Origin of the sequence: Thermus thermophilus HB8, from assembly GCF_000091545.1 — a bacterium.
Classification (GTDB): domain Bacteria; phylum Deinococcota; class Deinococci; order Deinococcales; family Thermaceae; genus Thermus; species Thermus thermophilus.
Map to the genome: position 1 here is coordinate 162,631 of NC_006461.1, position 20,413 is coordinate 183,043.

Annotated in this window: 19 protein-coding genes; 9 read left to right on the forward strand and 10 right to left on the reverse strand. The window is 69.7% G+C overall.

What is annotated here, in order from left to right:
• Positions 1 to 29: 29 nt before the first annotated feature.
• A complete protein-coding gene (gene sbtR, locus TTH_RS00880) occupies positions 30 to 599 on the forward strand; it encodes a TetR/AcrR family transcriptional regulator SbtR (protein WP_011174174.1) in 570 nt (189 codons plus the stop codon).
• Positions 596 to 1,090, forward strand: coding sequence for a CarD family transcriptional regulator (locus tag TTH_RS00885; RefSeq protein WP_011227752.1), 495 nt, complete (start codon positions 596 to 598; stop codon positions 1,088 to 1,090). The genes sbtR and TTH_RS00885 overlap by 4 nt, the downstream gene beginning before the upstream one ends.
• A 174-nt stretch (positions 1,091 to 1,264) precedes the next feature.
• On the opposite strand, the gene TTH_RS00890 is transcribed toward TTH_RS00885, so the two are convergent.
• Genes TTH_RS00890 through ispD form a run of 3 tightly spaced genes read right to left on the reverse strand, consistent with a single transcriptional unit; the run spans position 1,265 to position 3,265 of the window.
• Positions 1,265 to 1,831, reverse strand: coding sequence for a hypothetical protein (locus TTH_RS00890; protein WP_011227753.1), 567 nt, complete (start codon positions 1,829 to 1,831; stop codon positions 1,265 to 1,267).
• A complete protein-coding gene (gene ispE / locus TTH_RS00895) occupies positions 1,809 to 2,636 on the reverse strand; it encodes a 4-(cytidine 5'-diphospho)-2-C-methyl-D-erythritol kinase (RefSeq protein ID WP_011174171.1) in 828 nt (275 codons plus the stop codon). Before ispE ends, TTH_RS00890 begins: the two co-directional genes overlap by 23 nt.
• Positions 2,624 to 3,265, reverse strand: a complete 642-nt coding sequence (gene ispD, locus TTH_RS00900) for a 2-C-methyl-D-erythritol 4-phosphate cytidylyltransferase (RefSeq protein WP_011174170.1) — start codon at positions 3,263 to 3,265, stop codon at positions 2,624 to 2,626. The genes ispE and ispD overlap by 13 nt, the downstream gene beginning before the upstream one ends.
• A gap of 14 nt (positions 3,266 to 3,279) precedes the next feature.
• On the opposite strand from ispD, the gene uppP reads away from it, so the two are divergent.
• Positions 3,280 to 4,065 (forward strand): undecaprenyl-diphosphatase UppP, encoded by a 786-nt coding sequence (uppP, locus tag TTH_RS00905; protein WP_011227754.1) that lies wholly within the window; start codon positions 3,280 to 3,282, stop codon positions 4,063 to 4,065.
• On the opposite strand, the gene TTH_RS00910 is transcribed toward uppP, so the two are convergent.
• Entirely contained in the window at positions 4,057 to 5,118 is a 1,062-nt protein-coding gene (locus TTH_RS00910; protein WP_011227755.1) for an alanine--glyoxylate aminotransferase family protein, read from the reverse strand. The two genes, uppP and TTH_RS00910, sit on opposite strands and share 9 nt — an antisense overlap.
• A gap of 148 nt (positions 5,119 to 5,266) precedes the next feature.
• On the opposite strand from TTH_RS00910, the gene TTH_RS00915 reads away from it, so the two are divergent.
• From TTH_RS00915 to TTH_RS00925, 3 genes are all read left to right on the forward strand, one after another.
• A complete protein-coding gene (locus TTH_RS00915) occupies positions 5,267 to 6,319 on the forward strand; it encodes a DnaJ C-terminal domain-containing protein (RefSeq protein WP_011227756.1) in 1,053 nt (350 codons plus the stop codon).
• Positions 6,320 to 6,434: 115 nt separating this feature from the next.
• Complete coding sequence (locus TTH_RS00920) at positions 6,435 to 6,656, forward strand: cold-shock protein (RefSeq protein ID WP_011227757.1); 222 nt, start codon at positions 6,435 to 6,437, stop codon at positions 6,654 to 6,656.
• Between the two features lie 73 nt (positions 6,657 to 6,729).
• Positions 6,730 to 7,203 carry a GNAT family N-acetyltransferase gene (locus TTH_RS00925; RefSeq protein WP_011174165.1) on the forward strand — a complete coding sequence of 158 codons (474 nt, stop codon included), beginning with the start codon at positions 6,730 to 6,732 and terminating at the stop codon, positions 7,201 to 7,203.
• Positions 7,204 to 7,319: 116 nt separating this feature from the next.
• Here the strand turns inward: TTH_RS00925 and TTH_RS00930 are convergent, their stop codons facing one another.
• From TTH_RS00930 to dnaE, 4 genes are read right to left on the reverse strand one after another with little or no spacing between them, the layout of a single operon-like run.
• A complete protein-coding gene (locus tag TTH_RS00930; protein WP_008630832.1) occupies positions 7,320 to 7,559 on the reverse strand; it encodes a ferredoxin in 240 nt (79 codons plus the stop codon).
• 60 nt (positions 7,560 to 7,619) lie between these two features.
• The gene (locus TTH_RS00935; protein ID WP_011174164.1) at positions 7,620 to 8,159 is read right to left on the reverse strand and encodes a hypothetical protein; all 540 of its coding nucleotides are present in this window, start codon (positions 8,157 to 8,159) and stop codon (positions 7,620 to 7,622) included.
• Between the two features lie 4 nt (positions 8,160 to 8,163).
• A complete protein-coding gene (locus TTH_RS00940) occupies positions 8,164 to 8,862 on the reverse strand; it encodes an NTP transferase domain-containing protein (protein ID WP_011227758.1) in 699 nt (232 codons plus the stop codon).
• A gap of 10 nt (positions 8,863 to 8,872) precedes the next feature.
• A complete protein-coding gene (dnaE, locus tag TTH_RS00945) occupies positions 8,873 to 15,076 on the reverse strand; it encodes a DNA polymerase III subunit alpha (RefSeq protein ID WP_011227759.1) in 6,204 nt (2,067 codons plus the stop codon).
• A gap of 57 nt (positions 15,077 to 15,133) precedes the next feature.
• Between dnaE and TTH_RS00950 the strand changes: the two genes are divergently transcribed.
• From TTH_RS00950 to TTH_RS00960, 3 genes are read left to right on the forward strand one after another with little or no spacing between them, the layout of a single operon-like run.
• On the forward strand, positions 15,134 to 15,433 hold the full coding sequence (locus tag TTH_RS00950; RefSeq protein ID WP_231834464.1) for a type II toxin-antitoxin system prevent-host-death family antitoxin: 300 nt from the start codon (positions 15,134 to 15,136) through the stop codon (positions 15,431 to 15,433).
• Positions 15,408 to 15,854: a type II toxin-antitoxin system VapC family toxin gene (locus TTH_RS00955; RefSeq protein ID WP_011227761.1), complete on the forward strand. Its 447-nt coding sequence runs from the start codon at positions 15,408 to 15,410 to the stop codon at positions 15,852 to 15,854. Before TTH_RS00950 ends, TTH_RS00955 begins: the two co-directional genes overlap by 26 nt.
• Positions 15,851 to 16,414 carry a 5-formyltetrahydrofolate cyclo-ligase gene (locus TTH_RS00960; RefSeq protein ID WP_011227762.1) on the forward strand — a complete coding sequence of 188 codons (564 nt, stop codon included), beginning with the start codon at positions 15,851 to 15,853 and terminating at the stop codon, positions 16,412 to 16,414. Before TTH_RS00955 ends, TTH_RS00960 begins: the two co-directional genes overlap by 4 nt.
• Here TTH_RS00960 and TTH_RS00965 read toward each other — a convergent pair.
• Both TTH_RS00965 and aceE read right to left on the reverse strand, forming a co-directional pair.
• Entirely contained in the window at positions 16,406 to 17,668 is a 1,263-nt protein-coding gene (locus TTH_RS00965) for a 2-oxo acid dehydrogenase subunit E2 (protein WP_011174158.1), read from the reverse strand. The genes TTH_RS00960 and TTH_RS00965 overlap by 9 nt on opposite strands.
• Before the next feature lie 9 nt (positions 17,669 to 17,677).
• Positions 17,678 to 20,395 (reverse strand): pyruvate dehydrogenase (acetyl-transferring), homodimeric type, encoded by a 2,718-nt coding sequence (gene aceE, locus TTH_RS00970; protein WP_011227763.1) that lies wholly within the window; start codon positions 20,393 to 20,395, stop codon positions 17,678 to 17,680.
• Positions 20,396 to 20,413: the final 18 nt, after the last annotated feature.

Below are 20,413 nucleotides of genomic sequence, written 5' to 3' on the forward strand. Positions count from 1 at the left end.
GGGAAGGACGGTGTGGTAGACTGGGGGTCGTGGCCGCGATGATAACCCCTCCGGGGGCCGGCGTCAAGGACAAGAAGCGGGCCATCCTTGAGGCCACCCTGGCCGTGCTCCGGGAGCGGGGCCTCTCCGGGCTCAAGATGGAGGAGGTGGCCCGGAGGGCGGAGGTGGGCAAGGGCACCATCTACCTCTACTTCCGCGACAAGAGGGACCTGCTCAAGGCCCTGGTGGAGGAGCGCACCTGGGCCTTCTACCGCGAGGTGGAGGAGGTGGTGCGCCGCAAGGCGCCTTTTTTCGTGCGCCTCGAGGAGGTGCTGAGGCGCCGCCTGGCCTGGGTGCAGGAGTGGCGGGGCCTCTGGGCCGCCGTGGCCCGGGAGGCCATGGACGACCCCACCCCCTGGCTCAAGGGCCTCCACGAGCACTACCTCCGCCTCCTGGAGGAGCTTTTGCGGTCGGGCCAGTCGGAGGGGGCCGTGCGCACGGGCCTCTCCCCCAGGGCCACGGCCGCGGTCATCGCGGCGATGGGGTGCACCCCTTCCTTGGAGGTGGAAGCCTATTTGGAGCATCTTATGGAGGTGCTCCGGAAAGGAGTAGAGCCGTGAAAGAGTTCAGGCCTGGGGACAAGGTGGTCTTGCCCCCCTACGGGGTCGGCGTGGTGGCGGGCATCGCCCAGCGGAGCGTAAGCGGGGTGAGCCGGGCCTACTACCAGGTGGACTTCCCCGGTTCCCGCTCCAAGGCCTACGTGCCGGTGGAGGCGCCCCACAGCGTGGGCCTAAGGAAGGCCCTGGCCCCGGAAGAGGTCCCCGTGATCCTGGACCTGCTCAAGAACGGGCGGATGCCCCTCCCCAAGCAGTGGGCCGCCCGGCACCGCAAGACCAGCGAGATCCTGGCGGACGGGAACCCCTACCGCATCGCCCAGATGGCGGGGCAGCTCCGGGCCTGGGAGGTGGAGCGGGGCCTTCCCGACCTGGACCGGCAGGCCCTGAGGCGGGCCATCCACCTCCTGGCCGAGGAGGTGGCCCAAAGCCTAGAGATCACCGTCCAGGAGGCGAAGCGCCTCTTTGAGGAAGCCTGGGGCGAGGAGCTGAACTGAGCGCCCGCTTGCGGCCTCCCCGGCCCGGCCGGGGGGGCCGCCTTTTTCGGGGGGCTTCCCGGGCGAAGGCGACGGGGAGGGTGATCCGGTTTCCTTCGCCCCACTGGCCCAGGGAAGCTCCCTAGGGACCTTTTGCCGGGGCCCCATGCTGGCTTGCGCCAGCATGGGGCGGTATTAGAGGAGGAGGCTCCAGGTGGCCTTTTCCGCCTCGAGGATGCGGCGGAGGTAGGTCCGCACCACCTCGGGGTCCAAGTCCTCCCAAAGGCCTCGGGCCAGGACCTCGAGGTCGTAGAGGACGGCCTGGAACTCGGGGGCGAACCAGTGCTGGGAAAGCTCCGCCCAAGGCCCCTCCTCCGGGACGTGGTGGGCCCAGGCCTCGAGGAAAAGCCCGTTCAAGAAGTAGAAGAAGACCACCCGGTAGGCGTAGGGAAGCCGGCCCATCTCCTCCAGCAGGGCGATGTAGCCCGCCCGCACCGGGTGGACCGGGGCGGAAGGGCTGGCCCCCTGGAGGAGGAGCCAGTCCAGCTCCTCCACCGTGGCCATGAGGGCCTGGACCAAAGGGGCCCGGTGGGCCTGGGGGGCCTCCAGAAGCAGGCCCACCTGGTAGCGGTAGAGCGCCTCCACGAAGGGGTAGTCCTGCTGGAGCCAAAACCGGAACCGCTCCTCGTCCAGGCGAAGGGGCAGGGCCTTGATCTCCTCAAGGAGCCCCGGGACTTCCTTAAGCAGGTCCAGACCCAGCATCCCCACCTCCCAGCGTGCCGGCCCAGGCGCGCCCCCAGGCCCTAAGCGCCTCCGCCGCCCGCCTCGCGTGGTCTGGGCCTTCCGCAAGCCCGAAGAAGGCGCTCCCCGAGCCCGACATGAGCACCCCCCTAAGCCCCAAAGCCCGCATCCGGCCCCGCACCTCCTTGAGCTCGGGGAAGAGGCGGAAGGCGGGGCCTTCCAGGCTGTTCCAGTACGGGGGCTCCTCCCCCCGGGCCAAGGCCTCGAGGATGGCCTCCACGGGGAGGTCCGGGCCGAAGTCCTCCGGCCGCACGGCGCGGTAGACCAAGGGCGTGGGCACCCGGAGCCCGGGAAAAAAGACCACCGCGGGGACCGGGGGCAAGGCGAGGGGCTTAAGCCTCTCCCCCACCCCCCGGGCCTCCGCCCCCCGCCCGAGGAGGAAGAAGGGGACGTCCGCCCCGAGGGTCCGGGCCAGGGCGAAGAGGTCCACCTCCGCCGGGTAGAGGGCCTGGAGGGCGAGAAGGACCTGGGCCGCGTCGGAACTCCCGCCCCCGAGCCCGGCCCCCTCGGGGATCCGCTTCTCCAAAAGGATGCGCACGCCCCCGGGTTGGCCCGCCGCCTCGAGGTAGAGGGAGGCCGCCCGGTAGGCCAGGTTCTCGCGCCCGTAGGGCCCCTGGAAGTGGAGGCCCGACGAAACGGGCTCCACCACCAGCCGGTCCGCCAGGGAGAAGGGGGCGAAGAGGGTGTGGAGCTCGTGGTACCCGTCCTCCCGCCGGAAGCGGACGGAAAGCCCGAGGTTGACCTTCGCAGGGGCTAGGCGCTCCATACCCGGGCCAGGGCCTCCGCCAAGACGAGGTCCTGAGGGTGGGTGATCTTGAAGGCCGTGGCCTCCCCTTCCACCAGGGCCACGGGGTAACCCAGGGCCTGGACCAGCTGGGCGTCGTCGCTGGCCTCGAGCCCCTTCCTCCGGGCGTAGGCGTGGGCCTCCCGGAGGAGGGCGGTGAAAAACCCCTGGGGGGTCTGCACCAGGCGGAAGGCCTCCCGGGGCACCACCCGGCCGTAGGCCTCCCCCTCCGGGGCCATGAGGGTGTCGGGCACGGGGAGGACGGGGACGGCGGCGCCGCTTCTTTGGGCGGCCTCGAGGACCCGCGCCACCAGGCCCCGGCTGACGAAGGGACGGGCCACGTCGTGGACCAGGACGAGGGGCAGGCTCGCCGCCTCCAGAAGCCGGGCCACCGAGGCCTGCCGGGTGGCGCCCCCCTCTAAGAAGACGGCCCCAAGCCCCTTCGGGGGCTCCGCCCCGGGGGGCAGGGCCACCAGGACCTCCGCCGCGTCCCGGAAGGCGGCGAGGGTCCACTCCAGAAGCGTCCGCCCCCCCACCTGGAGAAAGGCCTTGGGGCCTCGGCCCAGGCGAAGGCCGTTCCCCGCGGCGGGGATGAGGACGGAAACCTCCACGCCCCCATGGTAGCATGGGCCGCGTGAGCGCTTGGGAAGCCCTTCTGCTCGGGGTGGTTGAGGGGCTCACGGAGTTCCTGCCCGTCTCCTCCACCGGCCACCTCACCCTGCTCTTCCACCTCCTGGGCCTGCCCGTGGAGGAGGACCCCTTCCTCAAGACCTTCCTCGTGGCCATCCAGCTCGGAGCCATCCTGGCGGTCCTCCTCCTCTACGGAAGGCGCCTTGCGGCCGACCGGGCCCTTTGGCTCCGCATCGCGGTGGCCTTCGTCCCCACGGGGGTCATCGGCTTCCTCTTCTACCCCCTGATCAAAGGGGTCATCCTGGGGAACGACGCCGTGGTGGCCTTCTTTCTCTTCTTCGTTGGAGCAGTCCTCCTCTTCGCCGACCGGCTGGCGGAACGGGCCCAATACCAGGACGTGAAGGCCCTTCCCCTCGCCCGGGTGGCCTGGATCGGGGTCTTCCAGGGCCTCGCCGCCCTCTTCCCCGGGACGAGCCGTAGCGGGGCCACGATCCTGGGGGGCCTCCTCCTGGGCCTCAACCGGCAAGCCGCCGCCGAGTTCAGCTTCCTCCTGGCCCTTCCCACCATGTTCGCCGCCGTGGGCTACGACCTCTGGAAAAGCGCCCCGGAGGTGCCCGAAGGCGGCTGGTCCCTCCTCCTCCTCGGCTTCCTCGCCGCCCTGGTCACCGCCCTGGTCACCGTGCGCTGGATGCTGGCCTTCGTGGCCCGCCACGGCTTCCGCCCCTTCGCCCTCTACCGCATGGCCCTGGCGGCGGTCTACGCCTTCTTCTTCCTACGCTAGGGCCAAAGCCCGGTCCAAGGCCTTTAAGAAGGCCTGGTACGCCTCCCGCCGGGCCCCCTCCCCCATGAGGCCGAGGCGGAGGACCTGGCCCCGGGTGGGCCCGATCCCGCCGGCCACCGCCACCCCCTCGGCGTAGAGGGCCCGGACCAGGCGGTCCGCGTCCACCCCCTCGGGGGGGCGGACGACGAGCACCGTGGGCAGGGGGCTGGCCTTGGGGTAGGGCCGGAAGCCCCGGGCCTTAAGCTCCTCCAGGACCCAGGCGTAGACCTCACGGGCGCGCCGCTCCCGGGCCGCCACCCCCTCCTCCAGGACCAGGTCCAGGGCCTCCAGGAGGGCGTAGTGGAGGAGGACGGGGGTGGTGTGATGGTACCCGCCCCGCTCCCAATGCTCCGCCACCCGGGCGAGGTCCAGGTACCACCCCCGTTTCCCCGTGAAAGCCTTCCTGGCCTCGAGGCTTGCGGCGATGGGGGCGAGGCCGGGCGGGGCGGAAAGGCACTTCTGGCTCCCGGTGAAGGCGTAGTCCACCCCCATGGCCCGCATGGAGAAGGGGAGCATCCCCAAGGTGGTCACGGCGTCCAGGAAGAAAAGGGCCCCGGCCTCCTTGGCCAGGGCCCCGATGGCCTCCGCCGGGTTCAGCACCCCGGTGGAGGTCTCCCCGTGCACCAGGGCCACCATGCGGTACCGCCGCCGCTTCAAGGCCCGGGCCACGGCCTCGGGGTCCACGGGCTCCCCCGGGGGGAAGTCCAGGACCTCGGGGTCCAGGCCGTGGAGGGCCGCCATCTCCGCCACGCGTTGGGAGAAGGCCCCGTTCACCAGGACCAGGACCGGCCCCCGGTCCAGGTTGGCGAGGCCCGCCTCCATGCCCAGGCTCCCCGAGCCGGCGAGGGCGGCGACCAAGGCGCCCTCCCCGGGGTCAAACAGGGCGGCGAGCCTCTCCTGGATGGCCCGGTTCACCCGGAGGACCTCGGGGTCCAGGTGGCCGCGCATGGGACGGAGAAGGGCCTTCTGCACGCGCTCGGGAATGGGGGTGGGTCCAGGGGTCAGAAGCAGCATCCAAGCCTCCCTCAAAAAGGCCGGGCCCCCGCGGGCACGCCCCGGGGGCCCCTTCCCGAAGGAAGGGACCCCCTACCGGCGAGCTCGCGAGGGCCTCATTGCGCGCCACTTTAGCAAAGCCTCCCCGGGCTTGTAAAGTGCTAAGTGGATGAAGGACTACTACGCCATCCTGGGGGTGAGCCGGGAGGCCAGCCAGGAGGAGATCAAGAAGGCCTACCGCCGCCTGGCCCTCAAGTACCACCCCGACCGGAACCCGGGGGACAAGGAGGCGGAGGAGCGCTTCAAGGAGATCAACGAGGCCTACGCCGTCCTCTCGGACCCGAAGAAACGGGCGGCCTACGACCGGGGCCACCTCGAGGCCCCCGAGTACCGGCCGGAGGACCTCTTTGACCTCTTCTTCCAGGAGGTCTTCGGCGTCCGCGGCCATAGGAGGCCTCCGCGGGGGGAGGACCTGGAGGCGGAGGTGGAGGTGGAGCTCCAGGACCTCCTCCACGGCGCCGAGAAGGAGGTGCGCTACACCCGGCTCGTGCCCTGCGAGGCCTGCGGCGGCGAGGGAGGGAGGCGAACCCCCTGCCCCACCTGCCGCGGCCAAGGGGTGGTGGAGAGCTACCGCCAGAGCTTCTTCGGCACCGTGGTCACCCGGACGGCCTGCCCCCACTGCAAGGGGCGGGGCTACCTCCTCGCGGAAACCTGCCCCGCCTGCCGCGGCCGGGGCCGGGTGCCCCGGGAAGAGCGGGTCCGGGTGCAGGTGCCCCCGGGGATGGACGAGGGCCACCTCCTCCGCGTGCCCGGCTACGGCAACCTGGGCCCTGGAGGGCCCGGGGACCTTTACCTCCGCATCCGGGTCCGCCCCCACCCCCACCTGGAGCGCCAGGGCCCCGACCTCGTCTACCGCCTCCGCCTGGGGCTCGCCCAGGCGGCTTTGGGGGCGCGGGTGGAGGTGCCGGGCCTCGAGGGCCCCATCCCCCTGGACATCCCCCCCGGGACCGGCCACGGGGAGGTGTTCGCCCTGGAGGGCGGGGGCCTGCCCCTGCCTGGGGGCCGGGGCCGGGGCACCCTCCGGGTGGTGGTGGAGCTCGCCGTGCCCAAGAAGCTCTCCCCCAAGGCGCAGAAGCTCCTCCGCGCCTACGCCGAGGAGGTGGGGGAGGAGGTGGCCCCCGAGGGCTTCTGGGAAAGGCTCAAGGGGTTCTTCCGTAAGTAGGGCCTTCCGTGGTATAGTGGGGCATTCCGGGTCGCTTCAGGGTGACCCCAAGGGTCTAAAGCCAACCCTTAAGCCCCGGATGCGGGCCCTCGGGCCCGGGGAAAGAAGGAGCGGTATGCAGAAGGGTCGGGTCAAGTGGTTCAACGCGGAAAAGGGCTACGGCTTCATTGAGCGGGAAGGCGACACGGACGTCTTCGTCCACTACACCGCCATCAACGCCAAGGGGTTCCGCACCCTCAACGAGGGGGACATCGTCACCTTTGACGTGGAGCCGGGCCGGAACGGCAAGGGCCCCCAGGCGGTCAACGTCACGGTGGTGGAGCCCGCGCGGCGCTAAGCCATAGGACGGCCAAGGCCCTGGACTGGGTCCAGGGCCTTTTTCACATGCCTCTCAGGGGGTGCGGGGTAGCATGGGGGCGATGCACGTCCTGACCCTGGACCTCGCGCCCGTCACCCCCAAGGACGCCCCCCTCCTCCACCGCGTCTTCCACCTGAGCCCGAGCTACTTCGCCCTCATCGGGATGGAGCTTCCCACCTTGGAGGACGTGGTCCGGGACCTCCAGACCCTGGAGGTGGACCCCCGGCGCCGCGCCTTCCTCCTCTTCCTCGGCCAGGAGCCGGTGGGCTATCTGGACGCCAAGCTCGGCTACCCGGAGGCGGAGGACGCCACCCTAAGCCTCCTCCTCATCCGGGAGGACCACCAGGGCCGGGGACTGGGCCGGCAGGCCCTGGAGCGCTTCGCGGCGGGCTTAGACGGGGTGCGCCGCCTCTACGCCGTGGTCTACGGCCACAACCCCAAGGCCAAGGCCTTCTTCCAGGCCCAGGGCTTCCGCTACGTAAAGGACGGGGGGCCGACCCTTACCTGGTACGTTCGGCCCCTCTGACACCACCCCCTGCGGGCTTGCGCCAGCATAGGGGTCCCAGCAAAAGGTGGAGGCTTCTTTGGGGCCACCCGGGCAAGGGAAGGCACGCCCCGCCCGGGGCCTTCCGGGCGGGGCGTTTACTCTAGGCCGGCGAGCTTGCGGTTCTTCTCAATGTAGGACTTCCACTGCTCCGGGACGTCCTCCTCGGGGTAGATGGCGTTCACCGGGCAGGCGGGGACGCAGGCCCCGCAGTCAATGCACTCCTCCGGGTGGATGTAGAACTGGTCCCCCCCGTCGTAGATGCACTCCACGGGGCAGACCTCCACGCAGGACTGGTCCTTGACGCCGATGCAGGGCTCGCAGATCACGTGCGGCATTCCTCACCTCCCGAGCAACCGCTCCCCCCTATTTTAGGGCAACCCGGCCCCTGTCAAGCCCTAGGCCCCGAGGTAGCGGAAGTAGGCCTCCCGGGGCACCGCCCCCAGCACCTCCTCCCCCTGGACCACGAGGACGATGGGGTGCTGGAAGAAGAGGGGGGCGAGCTCCGTCACCGCCGTCTCCGCCTCCACGCTGGGGACCTCCTCGAGGGGGAGGATGTGGTCGGAAAGGCCGAGGAGGCCCACGGGCCGGCCCTCCTGGTAGAGGAGGGCGAGGCCCCGGCCCTCGTAGGCCTCCACCCCCTCCACCCGGGCCAAGGGGCGGGCGAGGCGCTTGGCCGCCCGCGGGCCGAAGAGGCCGGCGGTGAGCAGGGTGGAGCAGGGGATGCGGGTGGCCCTCTGCCCCAGGGCCAGGGACCAGGTGAAGGCCAGGAGGAAGAGGAGCCCCTCCAGGAGGCCGTAGGCGTTGAACCCCTCCCAGCCCAGCTCCCCCTGGCCGCCGAGGAGGAGGTGGAGGGCCAGGGAGAGGAGGAGGGCGATGACCAGGGAGGCCAGGTAGGCGAAAAGCCCGGCCAGGCGAAGCTCCCTCACCGTGCGCATGGGTCTAGCTTACCAGGTCCTCCTCCCGGTCCACGTCCACCCCCACCTCGGGGTAGGGGGTGACGAGGGCCCGGGCCTCCACCCCCAGGATCCTTTGGGCCCGGGCCTCCACCTCGGCGAGGGAGAGGCGGCCCAGGAGGAGCTTCAGCAACACGTCCCACCCCACGAGGCGGGCCAGGGCCAAAGGCCTCTTGCGCAGGGCCACCACCCGCCGGGCCAGGGGAAGGGCCTTCCGGAAGAGGGACTTGTCCAAAAGGAGAAGGTTGCCGCCGGTGAAGGTCCCCTCCCGGAGGCGGGCGTAGGTGCGCTTGGTCCGGGGAAAGCGGGCCTCCACCGCCTCCTTGGGCACTATGGGGTAGACCAGGGCCGCCTCAGGAGCCTTATCCAGAACGAAGCGGACCGCCTCCTCCGTGAGGTGGGGGATGTCCCCGGTGGCCACGAGCACGCGCCCCTCCACGTGCTCCAGGGCCTGCTCCAGGTTTTCCAGGAGGCCTCCGCGGTCGGGAAGGGTGAGGGCGGGCGCGGGGACGAGGCCGGGGTTCTCCCCCACGTACACCGGGGAAAGCCCCGCGGCGTAGAGGGCCTCCAGGACCCACTCCACCATGGGCCGGCCGCGGTAGGGCACGAGGGCCTTGCTCCCCACCCCAAAGCGCTCGGCCCAGGCCTCCTTGCCCCCGGCGAGAACGATGGCGCTAGGTCTCACGGCCCACCCCCTAGAAGGGCACCGCCTCCTGGGCCTCCCCCGCCTGGCCGCCCTGGAGGAGGACCTCCCGGTCGGGCAGGAGGTAGGCCCGGAACCCCGCGGCCTCGAGGGCCCCCAAGGCCTCCTCCCCCACCCGCACCTCCCTCAGGGCGAGGAGGGCCTCGCCGAAGGCGCCCTGGACCCGGACGTACAGGGGGAGGGTCCCCGCGTGCTCGTCCAGGAGGCTTTTCAGGTGGGCCACCCCCCGGTCGTCCAGGAGGGAGGCCTCCACCTCCACCTCGAGGGCCCGGGGGACCTGCTCCAGCTCCTCGTAGGTCCAAACGGCCTGGGCCAGCACCCGCACGCCCCCCTCCTCCCGCTCCACCTCGGCGAGGACGAGCACGGGGGTGTCCTCCTTGAGCCTCGGGGAGACCTGGTCGTAGGCCCGGCCGAAGGCCACCGCCTCAAGCGCCCCCGTCTCGTCGGAGAGGACGAAGCGGGCCATCATCCCGCCGCTCTTTGTGGGCTTGCGCACCACCTCCTCCACCATCCCGGCAAGGAGGACCCTAGACCGGGGCGGCAGGTCCCGGGCCAGGTGGGGAAGCTCCTCCAGGGTGCAGGTGGCCGTCTCCCGGAGCCCGGGGTACCGCAAGATGGGGTGGCCGGAGACGTAGATCCCCAGGGCCTCCTTCTCGTAGCGGAGCCGGGTGATCTCGTCCAGGGGGGCGGCCTCGGCCAAAGGCGGCTCCTCCACTTCGCTGAAGAGGCCCATCATGCCCGAGCGGGCCTTCTCCCGGTTCTCGGCCGCCCACTTGAGGAGCCCTTCCAGGGAGGCGAGGAGCCGCGCCCTTTCCCCGAAGCCGTCCAGGGCGCCCGCCTTGATGAGGGACTCCAGGGTCCGCTTGTTGAGCACCTTCTCGTCCAGCCGCTTGAGGAAGTCGCCGAGGCTCCGGTAGGGGCCGCCCCGCTCCCGCTCCCGGAGAATGGCCTCCGCCGCCGCCTCGCCCACGTTCTTCACCGCGGAGAGGCCGAAGAGGATCTGCCGGCCCTGGACCAGGAAGTCAAACCCGGAGCGGTTGACGTCCGGGGGAAGGACCTCTATGCCCATGGCCCGGGCGTCGCGGATGTACTCGGCCACCTTGTCGGAGTCGTGCCGCTCCACGGAGAGGAGGGCGGCCATGAACTCCACGGGGTAGTGGGCCTTCACGTAGGCGGTCTGGTAGGAGAGGAGGCTGTAGGCGGCAGCGTGGGAGTTGTGGACGATGACGTCCTCGGCGACAAAGGTGTGGGTCCCCTCCACGGTGAGGTCAAAGACCTCCTCCTCCCCCAAGGGCTCCACGGCCTCCACCCGGTCCCAATACACCTCGGCCTCGGCCAGGCGGAGAAGGGCCAGGCTCCCCGTTAGGGCGGCAAGCCGCCCCACCGTGGCCCGGGAAAGCCCCCGCCGCCCCCTGCCGAGGCAGAGGAGCCCTTCGGCCAAGCCCGCTTCCCGGAGAAGGTCCGCCACCTGCCCTTGGGCCACCTCGGCCACCGCCGCCCTCACCTCCTCCAGGAAGGCGAGGGGGAGGACATCTCTAGTGCTCCGGCCCGCCTTTTCCCAGGAGGCGAGAAGGGCCTCGAGGTCTTGCCGCCGCTTGCCCACAAGGTAGGGGCCCACCGTTTCGGCGAAGCGGCGGGCCGCCTCCAGCCCCCCCAGGAGGTAAACGGCATACCCCTTGTACCCCCCGGAAAAGCGTTTTTCCACCAGGCGGGACTGGAGCCCCAGGCGCAGGAGGAGGTGCTGCACTCCCCAGGCGAGCTCCTTGGAGGCGGTGGCGTAGTGGATGAGCCTCCCCTTCGGGTCCACCCCGCCGTCCCCGGTCCAAAGCCGCCCCAAAAAGCGGGCCACCTCCTCGGGAGGTAGGCCGAAGACCGCCTCGGGAAGGCGCTTCGTCTTCGCGTCAAGCCCGAGAAGCCCCATCCGCCTCAGGAAGGCCACCGCGCCCGCCTCTTGCCTCCGGTCCACGCGGCCTACGTAAACGTGGGCCACCCCCCGGCGCCAGACCACCCGGATGCGGGTGTTGGGGAAGGCCCGCAAAGCCTCCTCCATGGCGGCGAGCTCCTCCTCGGAGGAGGTATAGAGGTAAACGCCGGAAGGGTGACGGAGATGGCCTTCGGCCAGGGCGAAGCCCAAAAGGTCCAGCTCGTGGCCCTCCAGGTGGAGGGAAGGCCGATAGGAGAGGTGGCGGGGCAGGGCCACGTAATCCCCAGGCGCCAAGGTCCCCAAAGGCCGCCACCCCTCCGGGGTGTAGACGGGGTGGTTGGCCGTGGCCTCCAAGACCCGGCCCGTGGCGGTGCGGAGGGCGTAGACCTGGGCCTTTCCGCTCGGGAAGGCGGCCACCACGGGCCGCGGCACCAGGCGGAGGCGGGCCTCGTCCAGGGAAACCACCCAGACCCCCTTCGCCTCGCCCCGGACGATCTCCCCCACGCGCACCACCCTCCCGGTGCACCAGTCCACCACCCGGGCCCGGGCGGGGAGGCATTTGTTGAAGCCGTAGTTGGCGAAGGCCTCCAGCATGTCAAAGAGGCGGTTGGCCTCCTCCTCGGGCACGCCCCTTTCCTTGGCCCCCTGGACGAAGCGCTCCCGGTGGGACTTCATCTCCTCCACCTTCTTCTTGCCCATGGAGTTGTGGACCACAAGGTCCTCGGACACGAAGTTGGCGAAGGGGGGCACCCGGAGATCAAAGGTGCGGGCCTTTCCCGCAGGCTCTACCGCCACGATGGGGTCCCACAGAACCTGACCTTCTGCCAAGGCCTCGAGGCCCGGGTCGGCAAAGGCCTCCCCCAGGAGGAAGAGGCGGTGGCGGAAGAGGTAGCGGCGGGGGCGCTTGAGGTTAAGACCGCTGGAGAGGCAGCTCCCCGCTACGGCGACCCTTCTCCCCGCCTCACTCCAGGAAAGCCCGCTCCTTCTCTTGGCCTCCGAGATGCGGTAGGCCACCGCAGGAGGCACGAGGCGAAGGTGCCAGCCCTGGCCAGGAAGGCGTCTTCTGGCTTCAGCCTCCAAGGCAGCCAACCGTTCGCGCTTAGCCCCCAAGAGATAGGGGCCGATGAGCTCAGCAAAGCGAAGGATATCCTCCCGGCCCGAGATCAGAACCTCGTGGGCTCGAGGTCCCCTGGAGCGCAGTTGGCTCGTGATTCCCAGGCGGAGGAGGAGGTGGGCCACGTCCTGCGCCAAACCTAGGCTGGCCGAGCTGTACGAGATGCGCTTTTTCTCCACGGAGCCATCGGTGCTGAAGAGGCGGCCAAGGAAGAGGGCCAAGGCCTCCCTGCGGTAGCGGAACACCTCCTCGGGTACCCGCTTCTCCTCTGCCTTGGCCACCATCCCGGCCTCCACCACCAGGCGCTTCACCGGATCCTGGGCCCCGGGCCTCGGGGCCAGGGTGGCTAAGGTCACCACCCCCGTGGTGGGGTGGACGTAGGCTTTGACCTTGGCCCCCAAAGCCTCGGCGCACCGCCGATAGGCGGCCAGGAGCTCGGGGTCCTTGGAGTAGAAGAAGGCGTTCGGCCTCGTCCCCCTGCGGCCGGAGAGCTTCGTGTTACCGTCCCCTAGCAGCAAGGCCAAGAGGGTAACCCGTTCTTCGGGTGGGGCGAGATGTCCGGCCACAGGAAGTTCGGCAGGTACAGCGATGGGCGTACCCAGGGGCAGGTCGCAAAGGGGCTTCCACCCTTCCGGGGTCAGGAGAGGGTGGTCAGGGGTGAGGACTAGGGTGCGGCCGCTCCGGGTCCTGAGCCGCACCACCTCCCGGACGCCGCTTTCCAGAACCTCCAGCACCGGGACCCGGTAGAGGCGGTAATCGGGGCCGAGGGAGAAGACCTCCATGCCGGGCCGCACCTTCTCTATGGGCACCCTCTGACCCGTAGCCGCATCCAGGACCAGACTTCCCTCCGCCAAACACCGCCGGAGGAGGTCCGCCTCGCCCAGGGAGTACCCCGCCACGGCCGAGGCGATCTGCATGATCTGCTCCTGGTAGACGGGAATGCCGTAGGTCTCGTCCAGGATGGGCTTTAGGTACTTCTCGGCGTGGGGAAACTCGCTGTAGCTCACGGGCTCCAGCCCGTGGTGGCGGCGGATGTAGGTGGGGATGTGCTCCATGGGCCCGGGGCGGTAGAGGGAGAGGATGGCGATCAGGTCCTCAAAGCGCCGCGGCTTGAGGCCGCGGAGCGTGGCGGTCATCCCCCCCGACTCCAGCTGGAAGACCCCCTTGGTCTCCCCCCGGGAGAGGAGGGCGAAGGTCTTGGGGTCGTCCAGGGGGAGGGCATCGTAGTCCAGCTCCACCCCCTGGGACGCCTTGACGATGCGCTTGACCTCGTCCAGGAAGGTGAGGGTGCGGAGGCCCAAAAAGTCCATCTTCAAAAGGCCCAAGGCCTCCACCGCCCCCATGTCGTACTGGGTGACGGGCCGCCCTTCCTGGTCGCGCATGAGGGGGACGAGGTCCGTGAGGGGCTCGGCGGCGATCACCACCCCGGCGGCGTGGACGGAGGCGTGGCGGTTCAGGCCCTCCAGGCGCATGGCCACCTCGAGGACCTCCCGCACCTTGGGGTCCTTCTCCATCTCCGCCCTAAGCTCCGGCACCACCTGGATGGCCTCCTGCAGGGGCTTGGGCTTCCCGAACTGCACCGGGATGAGCTTGGCCAATTCCTCCGCCTTCTTGTGGGGGATGCCGTAGACCCGGGCCACGTCCTTGAGGGCGGCCTTGGAGGCGAGGCTTCCCAGGGTGCCGATCTGGGCCACCTTGTCCTCGCCGTAGCGCTCCCGCACGTACTGGATCACCCGGTCCCGCTCCCGGTCGGAGAAGTCCGTGTCAATGTCGGGCATGGAGACCCTCTCCGGGTTCAGGAAGCGCTCAAAGAGGAGGCCGAAGCGGAGGGGGTCAATGTTGGTGATCCCCACGGCGTAGGCCACCAGGCTCCCGGCGGCGCTCCCCCTGCCGGGCCCCACGGAGACGCCGTTTCTCCGGGCCCAGTTGATGTAGTCCTGGACGATGAGGAAGTAGCCGGGAAACCCCATGCGCTCTATCACGGAAAGCTCGTAAAGGGCCCGGTGGAAAATGGCCTCCGCCGTCCACTCCTTGACCCCGGCCAAAGGGGGGAGGCTCTTCATGAGCCTCTCCCAAGCCTCCCGCTCCACCTGGGCCAAGGCCTCGGCCAAGGCCTCCCCGTCCCCGTGGGGGGGAAGCTTCCCCAAAAGGCGGAAGACCTCCCGGTAGAAGCCCTCGGTGATCCGGTCCGGGTAGCGGCGGAGGAGCCCCTTGAAGGTGAGCTCCATGAGGTACTGGGCCTCGGTCCGCCCCTCGGGGAGGGGGAAGCGGGGGATGCGGTAGACCATCTTGTCCCCGATGGGCAGCTCCACGTTGCACATGCGGGCGATCTCCACGGTGTTGTCAAAGGGCTCGTCCCCCCACTCCTCCTCGGGGAACATGGCCCGCATCTCCTCGGGGGTCTTCACGTAGAACTCGTCGCAGGGGAAGCGCCAGCGCCCGGGGTCGTCCAGGGTGCTCTTGGACTGGATGGCGAGGAGGACCTCGTGGGCGCGGGCGTCCTCCTTCCTCACGTAATGGCCGTCGTTGGTGGCCACCATCCCCAGGCCGTACTTTCGGGCGAACTCCTTGAGGACCTCGTTGACCTTTTTCTGCTCGGGGAGGCCGTGGTTCTGGATCTCAATGAAGAAGCGGTCCTTGAAGATGGAGAGGTACTCGTTGAGCCGGGCCTCGGCCAGGTCCAGACGGTCCTGGAGGATGAACTGGGGGATCTCCGCCCCGAGGCACCCCGAGAGGGCGATGAGGCCCTCGGCGTGCTCGCGCAGGATCTCCCGGTCAATCCGGGGCTTTTCGTAAAACCCCTCCAGGTAAGCCCGGCTCGCCAGGCGCACCAGGTTCTGGTACCCCGTGAAGTCCTTGGCGAGGAGGGTGAGGTGAAAGTAGCCCCCGTCTAGGCCCTTTCCCCGCTTGCGGTCAAAGCGGCTTTCCGCCGCCACGTAGGCCTCGTAGCCCAGGATGGGCTTGATGCCCATTTCGGTGGCCTTCTTGTAGAACTCCACGGCCCCGAAGAGGTTGCCGTGGTCGGTCATGGCCAAGGCGGGGTCCTCGGGGGTCGTCTCCTTGACCCACTTGAGGAGGTCGGAAAGCTTCGCCGCCCCGTCCAGGAGGGAGAACTGGGTGTGCTGGTGGAGGTGGGCGAAGCGGAGCTTGCGGCCCATGGTCCCCAGTTTACCTTGCGGGGAGGGACCGGGGCGGCTAAACTAATGCATGAAATGATGCATCGCAAGCGCGTCTTAAGCGCCACCGAGGCCCGCGTCCACTTCGGCGAGGTGCTGAGGCGGGTGGAGGAAGGGGAGGTGATCGTGGTGGAGGGGCGGGGCAGGCCGCAGGCGGTCATCCTCTCCGTGAAGGCCTACGCCCGCCTCACCGCGGGGAAGGAGGACCCCTTGGAGGCCCTCCTCTCCTTTAACCGGGCCATCCGGGCCCGCTTGGGCAGGCCCCTTACCCCCCCTGAGGAGGTGGTTTCCGCCCTGAGGGAGGAGCGGGACCGTGAGCTGGGTGGTGCTGGACGCTAGCTTCCTCCTCCGCCTGCTCTTGGCGGCAGACCCAAGGGCCGAAGCCGTACGCCTCTACCGGGGCTGGAGGCAGGAAGACCGCCCCCTCGCCGCCCCCACCCTGGCCCTTTATGAAGCGGCCGACGCCCTTTACCGCTACGCCCTCGCCGGGGAGATGACCCTGGCCGAGGCCGAGACCTTTCTAGGGCACCTCCAGAGGCTCGGGATCCGGTTTTTCGCCGAGCCCTGGACCCACACCCGGGCCTTAGAACTGGCCTGGGCCTTGGGCCTAAAGGCCGCCTACGACGCCCACTACCTGGCCCTGGCCGAAGGGTTTCAGGGAGCCTTCTGGACCGCCGACAAAAGGCTGCACCAAAGGGCCCTCGAGGGCCAGGCCCAAGGGCTCCTTCCCGGCGTTTCCCTTCACCTTCTGGAACCATGACCCTGGGCGAGCTCCGGGAAGAGGTCTGGAACGCCCTGGCCCGCTACGACCTCGCCCTCCACCCCACGCCCCCCCACGGCCACCACCCCAACTTCCTGGGAGCCAGAAGGGCGGCCGAGCGGCTCCTCAAGACCCCCGAGTTCCAGGGGGCAAGGCGGGTCCTCGCGGGGATGGACGCCGTCCTCAAGCCCCTAAGGGAGGAGGCCCTGCGCCAGGGAAAGGAGCTCCTCCTCCCCCACCCCGACCGCCCGGGGGAGTTTCTGCTCCTAAGGGACGTGGACCCGAGGAAGCTCAAGCGGGTCCGGGAGGCCTACCGCTTCGGGGTCCGGGTGGCCCTGGAGGAGGCCACGCCGGACCTCGTCCTCATCGGGGCGGTGGCCGTGGACGAGGAGGGGGGCTGGGTGGGCAAGGGCTACGGCTTCCCCCAAAGCTGGCTCCGGGTAGAGGCCCCCTTCGCCACCCTCGCCCACCCGGTGATGGTCTATCCCCGCCTTCCCGTGCCCCCGGAAAGGCGGGTGGACCTCATCGCCACGCCCCAGCGCCTCCTCCGGCTAGGCTAGGGCGAGGCCCAGGGGGTCCTCCAGAATCCCCGCAAGGTGGCGGCAGAAGCGGGCGGCGTCCGCCCCGTCAATCAGGCGGTGGTCGTAGGTGAGGCTGAAGGGCATCACGAGCCGGGGCACGAAGGCCTCCTTCCCGGGGTCCCAAAGGGGTTTCATCTGGGAGCGGGAGACCCCGAGGATGGCCACCTCCGGCCAGTTGACGATGGGGGTGAAGCCGGTGCCGCCGATCCCCCCCAGGTTGGAGAGGCTGAAGGTGGCCCCCTGCATCTCCTCGGGGGAGAGCTTCCGCTCCCGGGCCCTTTGGGAGATCTCCTGAAGCTCCTCCGCCAGGCGCAAGACCCCTTTCCGGTCCACGTCGCGGATCACCGGGACCAAAAGGCCGTGGGGCGTGTCCACCGCCACCCCGATGTGGATGTAGTCCTTGTAGACGATCTCCTGGGCCTCCACGTCCAGGGAGGCGTTGAACTTGGGGAAGGCCTTCAGGGTGAGGGCCAGGGCCTTGAGGAGGAAGGCGGTGAGGGTGAGGCGGAACCCCTTCTCCTCGGCCTTCTTGGCGTACTGCTTGCGCAAAGCCTCCAGCTCGGTGACGTCCGCCTCGTCAAAGTGGGTGACCATGGGCACCTGGGCCCAGGCCTGGCTCATGGAGCGCACCGTGGCCTTGCGCACCCCGCTCATGGGCTCCCGGCGCACGGGGCCCCACTTGGTGAAGTCGGGAAGCCTGGGCGCGGGGGCCGCCGGAAGGGCCGCCGGGGCCGCCTCCCCAAGGCCCGCCGCCCGGCGCACGTCCTCCTCGGTGATGCGCCCGGCAAGCCCCGTGCCCCGGAGCCGGGTGAGGTCCACCCCGAGCTCCCGGGCGAGCCGCCTTATGGAGGGGGCCGCCGGGATGAGGCGGCGCTCGGAGGGCGCCTCCTGGGGGGCGGGAGGGGCTTCCTTGGGGGCGGGACGGGGCGCCTCCTCGGCCTTGGGGGCGGGCGCTTCCGGCCTTTCCTCCGCCTTAAGGGGAGGCGCTTCCGCCCCGCCCTCGGCCTCGGCGAGCTCCAGGAAGGGCTGTCCCGGGCGCACCTCGTCCCCCACCTTGACCAAAACCCGCTTCACCACGCCGCCCGCCTCCGCGGGCACCTCCACCACCGCCTTGTCCGTCTCCAGCTCCAGAAGGGGCTGGCCCGGCTCCACCCGGTCCCCTTCCTTCACCAGGACGCCCACCACGGTCGCCTGCGTTACGTTGTCGCCGAGTTCGGGTAGCTTGACCTCCATGCTCTCCCCCTACCGCCGGTGGGGCGGCACCTCCTCCAGCTTAAGGCCCAGGTCCTTCCTCGCCTGGTTCAGGGTCCTCTTCGTCACCTTGCCCTCCCCGTGGAGCAGGGCCAGGGCGGTGTAGGCGATGTGCCGGGCGTCCACCTCAAAGAAGTCCCTAAGGGCCTCCCGGGTGTCGGAGCGGCCGAAGCCGTCCGTGCCGAGGACGGCGAAGGGCCGGTCCACGTATCCCCGGATGAGGTTGGGTAGGGCCTTGAGGTAGTCGGTGGCGGCCACGATGGGCCCCTCGTGGCCCTCGAGGGCCTCCTGCACGTAGGGCCTGCGGGCCTTGCCCAAAAGGCGGGTCTCCCGCTCGGCCTCAATGGCGTCCACATAGAGGGCCTTGTAGCTGGTGGCGCTCCAGACGTCCGCCACCACGCCGTACTTGGCCAAAAGCTCCTGGGCCTTCAGGGCCTCGTTGAGGATGGGCCCGGTGCCGAAAAGCTGCACTTTTGGGCCCTTCCCCTCCCCCGCCCGGAAGAGGTAAAGCCCTTTTAGGATCCCCTCCTTGACCTTTTCCCGGGGCTCGGGCATGGGGGGGTGGACGTAGTTCTCGTTCTCAATGGTGATGTAGTAGAAGACGTCCTCCCCCCGGCCGTACATGCGGCGGAGGCCGTCCTCCAGGATCACGGCGAACTCGTAGGCGAAGGCGGGATCGTAGGCGAGGAGGTTGGGGGCGGCCAGGGCGTAGACGTGGCTTTGGCCGTCCTGGTGCTGAAGGCCCTCCCCCGCCAAGGTGGTGCGCCCCGCCGTGGCCCCGAGGAAGAAGCCCCGGGCGCGCTGGTCGGCGGCGGCCCAGACGAGGTCCCCGATCCTTTGCAGGCCGAACATGGAGTAGGTGATGAAGAAGGGGATGGTGGGGATGCCCCAGTGGGCGTAGGCGGTCCCGGCGGCGATGAACTCGGCCATGGCCCCGGCCTCGGTGATCCCCTCCTCCAGGATCTGCCCCTTCTGGCTCTCCTTGTAGGCGGTGAGGGTGCCCGCGTCCACGGGGACGTAGAGCTGCCCCTGGGGGGAGTAGACGCCCACCTGGGCGATCAGGGCCTCCATGCCAAAGGTGCGGGCCTCGTCGGGGACGATGGGGACGATGTACTTGCCGATCTTGGGGTGGCGGAGGAGCTTGGCGAGGATGCGCACGAAGGCCATGGTGGTGGAGATCTCCCGCCCCCCTGAGCCCTCGTAGAACTCCCGGAAGAACTCCTCCTCCGGGACCTCGAGGCCCCCCTGGAAGCGCACCCTCCTTTCGGGCACGAAGCCGCCCAGGGCCTTCCTCCGTTCCAGGAGGTAGCGGACCTCGGGGGAGTCCGGCCCCGGGTGGTAGTAGGGGAGCTCGGGAAGCTTCTCCTCGGGAATGGGGATGCCGAGGAAGCGCCTCGCCTCCTTCAGGTCCTCCTCGGTGAGCTTCTTCACCTGGTGGGCCACGTTCTTGGCCATGACCGTGGGGCCCATCCCGTAGCCCTTGATGGTCCGGGCGAGGATGACCACGGGGCTTCCCCTGTGCTCCACCGCGGCCTTGTAGGCGGCGTAGATCTTGACCATGTCGTGGCCGCCCCGGGACCGGGTGAGCTCGGTGAGCTCCTCGTCCGTCATCCCCTCAATGAGCTTCTTAAGCTCGGGGGTGTTGAAGAAGCGCTCCCTTAGCTCCTTGCCCCCGAAGGCGGCGTAGCGCTGGCTCTCCCCGTCCACCAGGGCCTCAAAGCGGCGGAGGAGGTGGCCCTCCTTATCCTTGGCGAGGAGCTCGTCCCAGGCCGAACCCCAGACCACCTTGATCACGCGCCAGCCCGCGCCCCTGTAGAGCCTTTCCAGCTCCTGGATGACCTTGGAGTTGCCCCGCACGGGGCCGTCTAAGCGCTGGAGGTTGCAGTTCACCACGAAGATGAGGTTGTCCAGGTTCTCCCGGGCGGCGAGGTGAAGCGCCCCCACCGTCTCGGGCTCGTCGTGCTCCCCGTCCCCGAGGAAGGCCCAGACCTTGGCGGAGCTTTTGGGCTTGAGGCCTCGGTCCTCGAGGTAGCGCATGAAGCGCGCCTGGTAGATGGCCTGGATGGGGCCGAGGCCCATGGAGACCGTGGGGAACTCCCAGAAGTCGGGCATGAGCCAAGGGTGGGGGTAGCTGGAAAGCCCCCGGCCCCCCGGCACCGGGGGGTGGACCTCGCGGCGGAAGTTCTCCAGGTCCTCCTCCTTAAGCCGCCCCTCCAAAAAGGCCCGGGCGTAGTTCCCGGGGGAGGCGTGGCCCTGGAAGAAGACGAGGTCCCGGTCCAGCCCCGCCTCCGGCCCGCGGAAGAAGTGGTTGAAGCCCACCTCGTAAAGCTCGGCGATGGAGGCGTAGGTGGCGATGTGCCCCCCGATGCCGTCCGCCTTCTTGTTGGCCCGGGTGACCATCATGGCCACGTTCCAGCGGAGGATGTTGGCGATGCGGCGCTCCAGCTCCAGGTCCCCGGGGTAAGGGGGCTCTTTCTCCTTGGGGAGGGTGTTGAGGTAGGGGGTGGAGAGGCGGTTTGCGGGGTAGACCCCATGGCGGAAGAGGTACTCGTCCAGAAGGCGCAAGAGCTCCTCCACCCGCTCGGGGCCCTCCACCTTGAGGACGTATTCCAAAGACTCCAGCCACTCCCGGTTCTCTATTTCTAGGAAGCGGGCCTTCTCCTCGGGCGAAAGGGCCTGGAAGGCCGCCTTCAGCTCCTTTTCCGTCATGGCCTCCTCCAAAACTAC

What these genes read in the sequence shown, in the direction of transcription:
- TTH_RS00910 (WP_011227755.1), bottom strand. Translation starts at nt 5,118, where the DNA reads ATGCTGCTTCTGACCCCTGGACCCACCCCCATTCCCGAGCGCGTGCAG.
- TTH_RS00920 (WP_011227757.1), top strand. Translation starts at nt 6,435, where the DNA reads ATGCAGAAGGGTCGGGTCAAGTGGTTCAACGCGGAAAAGGGCTACGGC.
- TTH_RS00890 (WP_011227753.1), bottom strand. Translation starts at nt 1,831, where the DNA reads ATGCTGGGTCTGGACCTGCTTAAGGAAGTCCCGGGGCTCCTTGAGGAG.
- TTH_RS00950 (WP_231834464.1), top strand. Translation starts at nt 15,134, where the DNA reads ATGCATCGCAAGCGCGTCTTAAGCGCCACCGAGGCCCGCGTCCACTTC.
- TTH_RS00965 (WP_011174158.1), bottom strand. Translation starts at nt 17,668, where the DNA reads ATGGAGGTCAAGCTACCCGAACTCGGCGACAACGTAACGCAGGCGACC.
- TTH_RS00930 (WP_008630832.1), bottom strand. Translation starts at nt 7,559, where the DNA reads ATGCCGCACGTGATCTGCGAGCCCTGCATCGGCGTCAAGGACCAGTCC.
- uppP (WP_011227754.1), top strand. Translation starts at nt 3,280, where the DNA reads ATGGGCCGCGTGAGCGCTTGGGAAGCCCTTCTGCTCGGGGTGGTTGAG.
- TTH_RS00925 (WP_011174165.1), top strand. Translation starts at nt 6,730, where the DNA reads ATGGGGGCGATGCACGTCCTGACCCTGGACCTCGCGCCCGTCACCCCC.
- aceE (WP_011227763.1), bottom strand. Translation starts at nt 20,395, where the DNA reads ATGACGGAAAAGGAGCTGAAGGCGGCCTTCCAGGCCCTTTCGCCCGAG.
- TTH_RS00935 (WP_011174164.1), bottom strand. Translation starts at nt 8,159, where the DNA reads ATGCGCACGGTGAGGGAGCTTCGCCTGGCCGGGCTTTTCGCCTACCTG.
- ispE (WP_011174171.1), bottom strand. Translation starts at nt 2,636, where the DNA reads ATGGAGCGCCTAGCCCCTGCGAAGGTCAACCTCGGGCTTTCCGTCCGC.
- TTH_RS00915 (WP_011227756.1), top strand. Translation starts at nt 5,267, where the DNA reads ATGAAGGACTACTACGCCATCCTGGGGGTGAGCCGGGAGGCCAGCCAG.
- TTH_RS00960 (WP_011227762.1), top strand. Translation starts at nt 15,851, where the DNA reads ATGACCCTGGGCGAGCTCCGGGAAGAGGTCTGGAACGCCCTGGCCCGC.
- dnaE (WP_011227759.1), bottom strand. Translation starts at nt 15,076, where the DNA reads ATGGGCCGCAAGCTCCGCTTCGCCCACCTCCACCAGCACACCCAGTTC.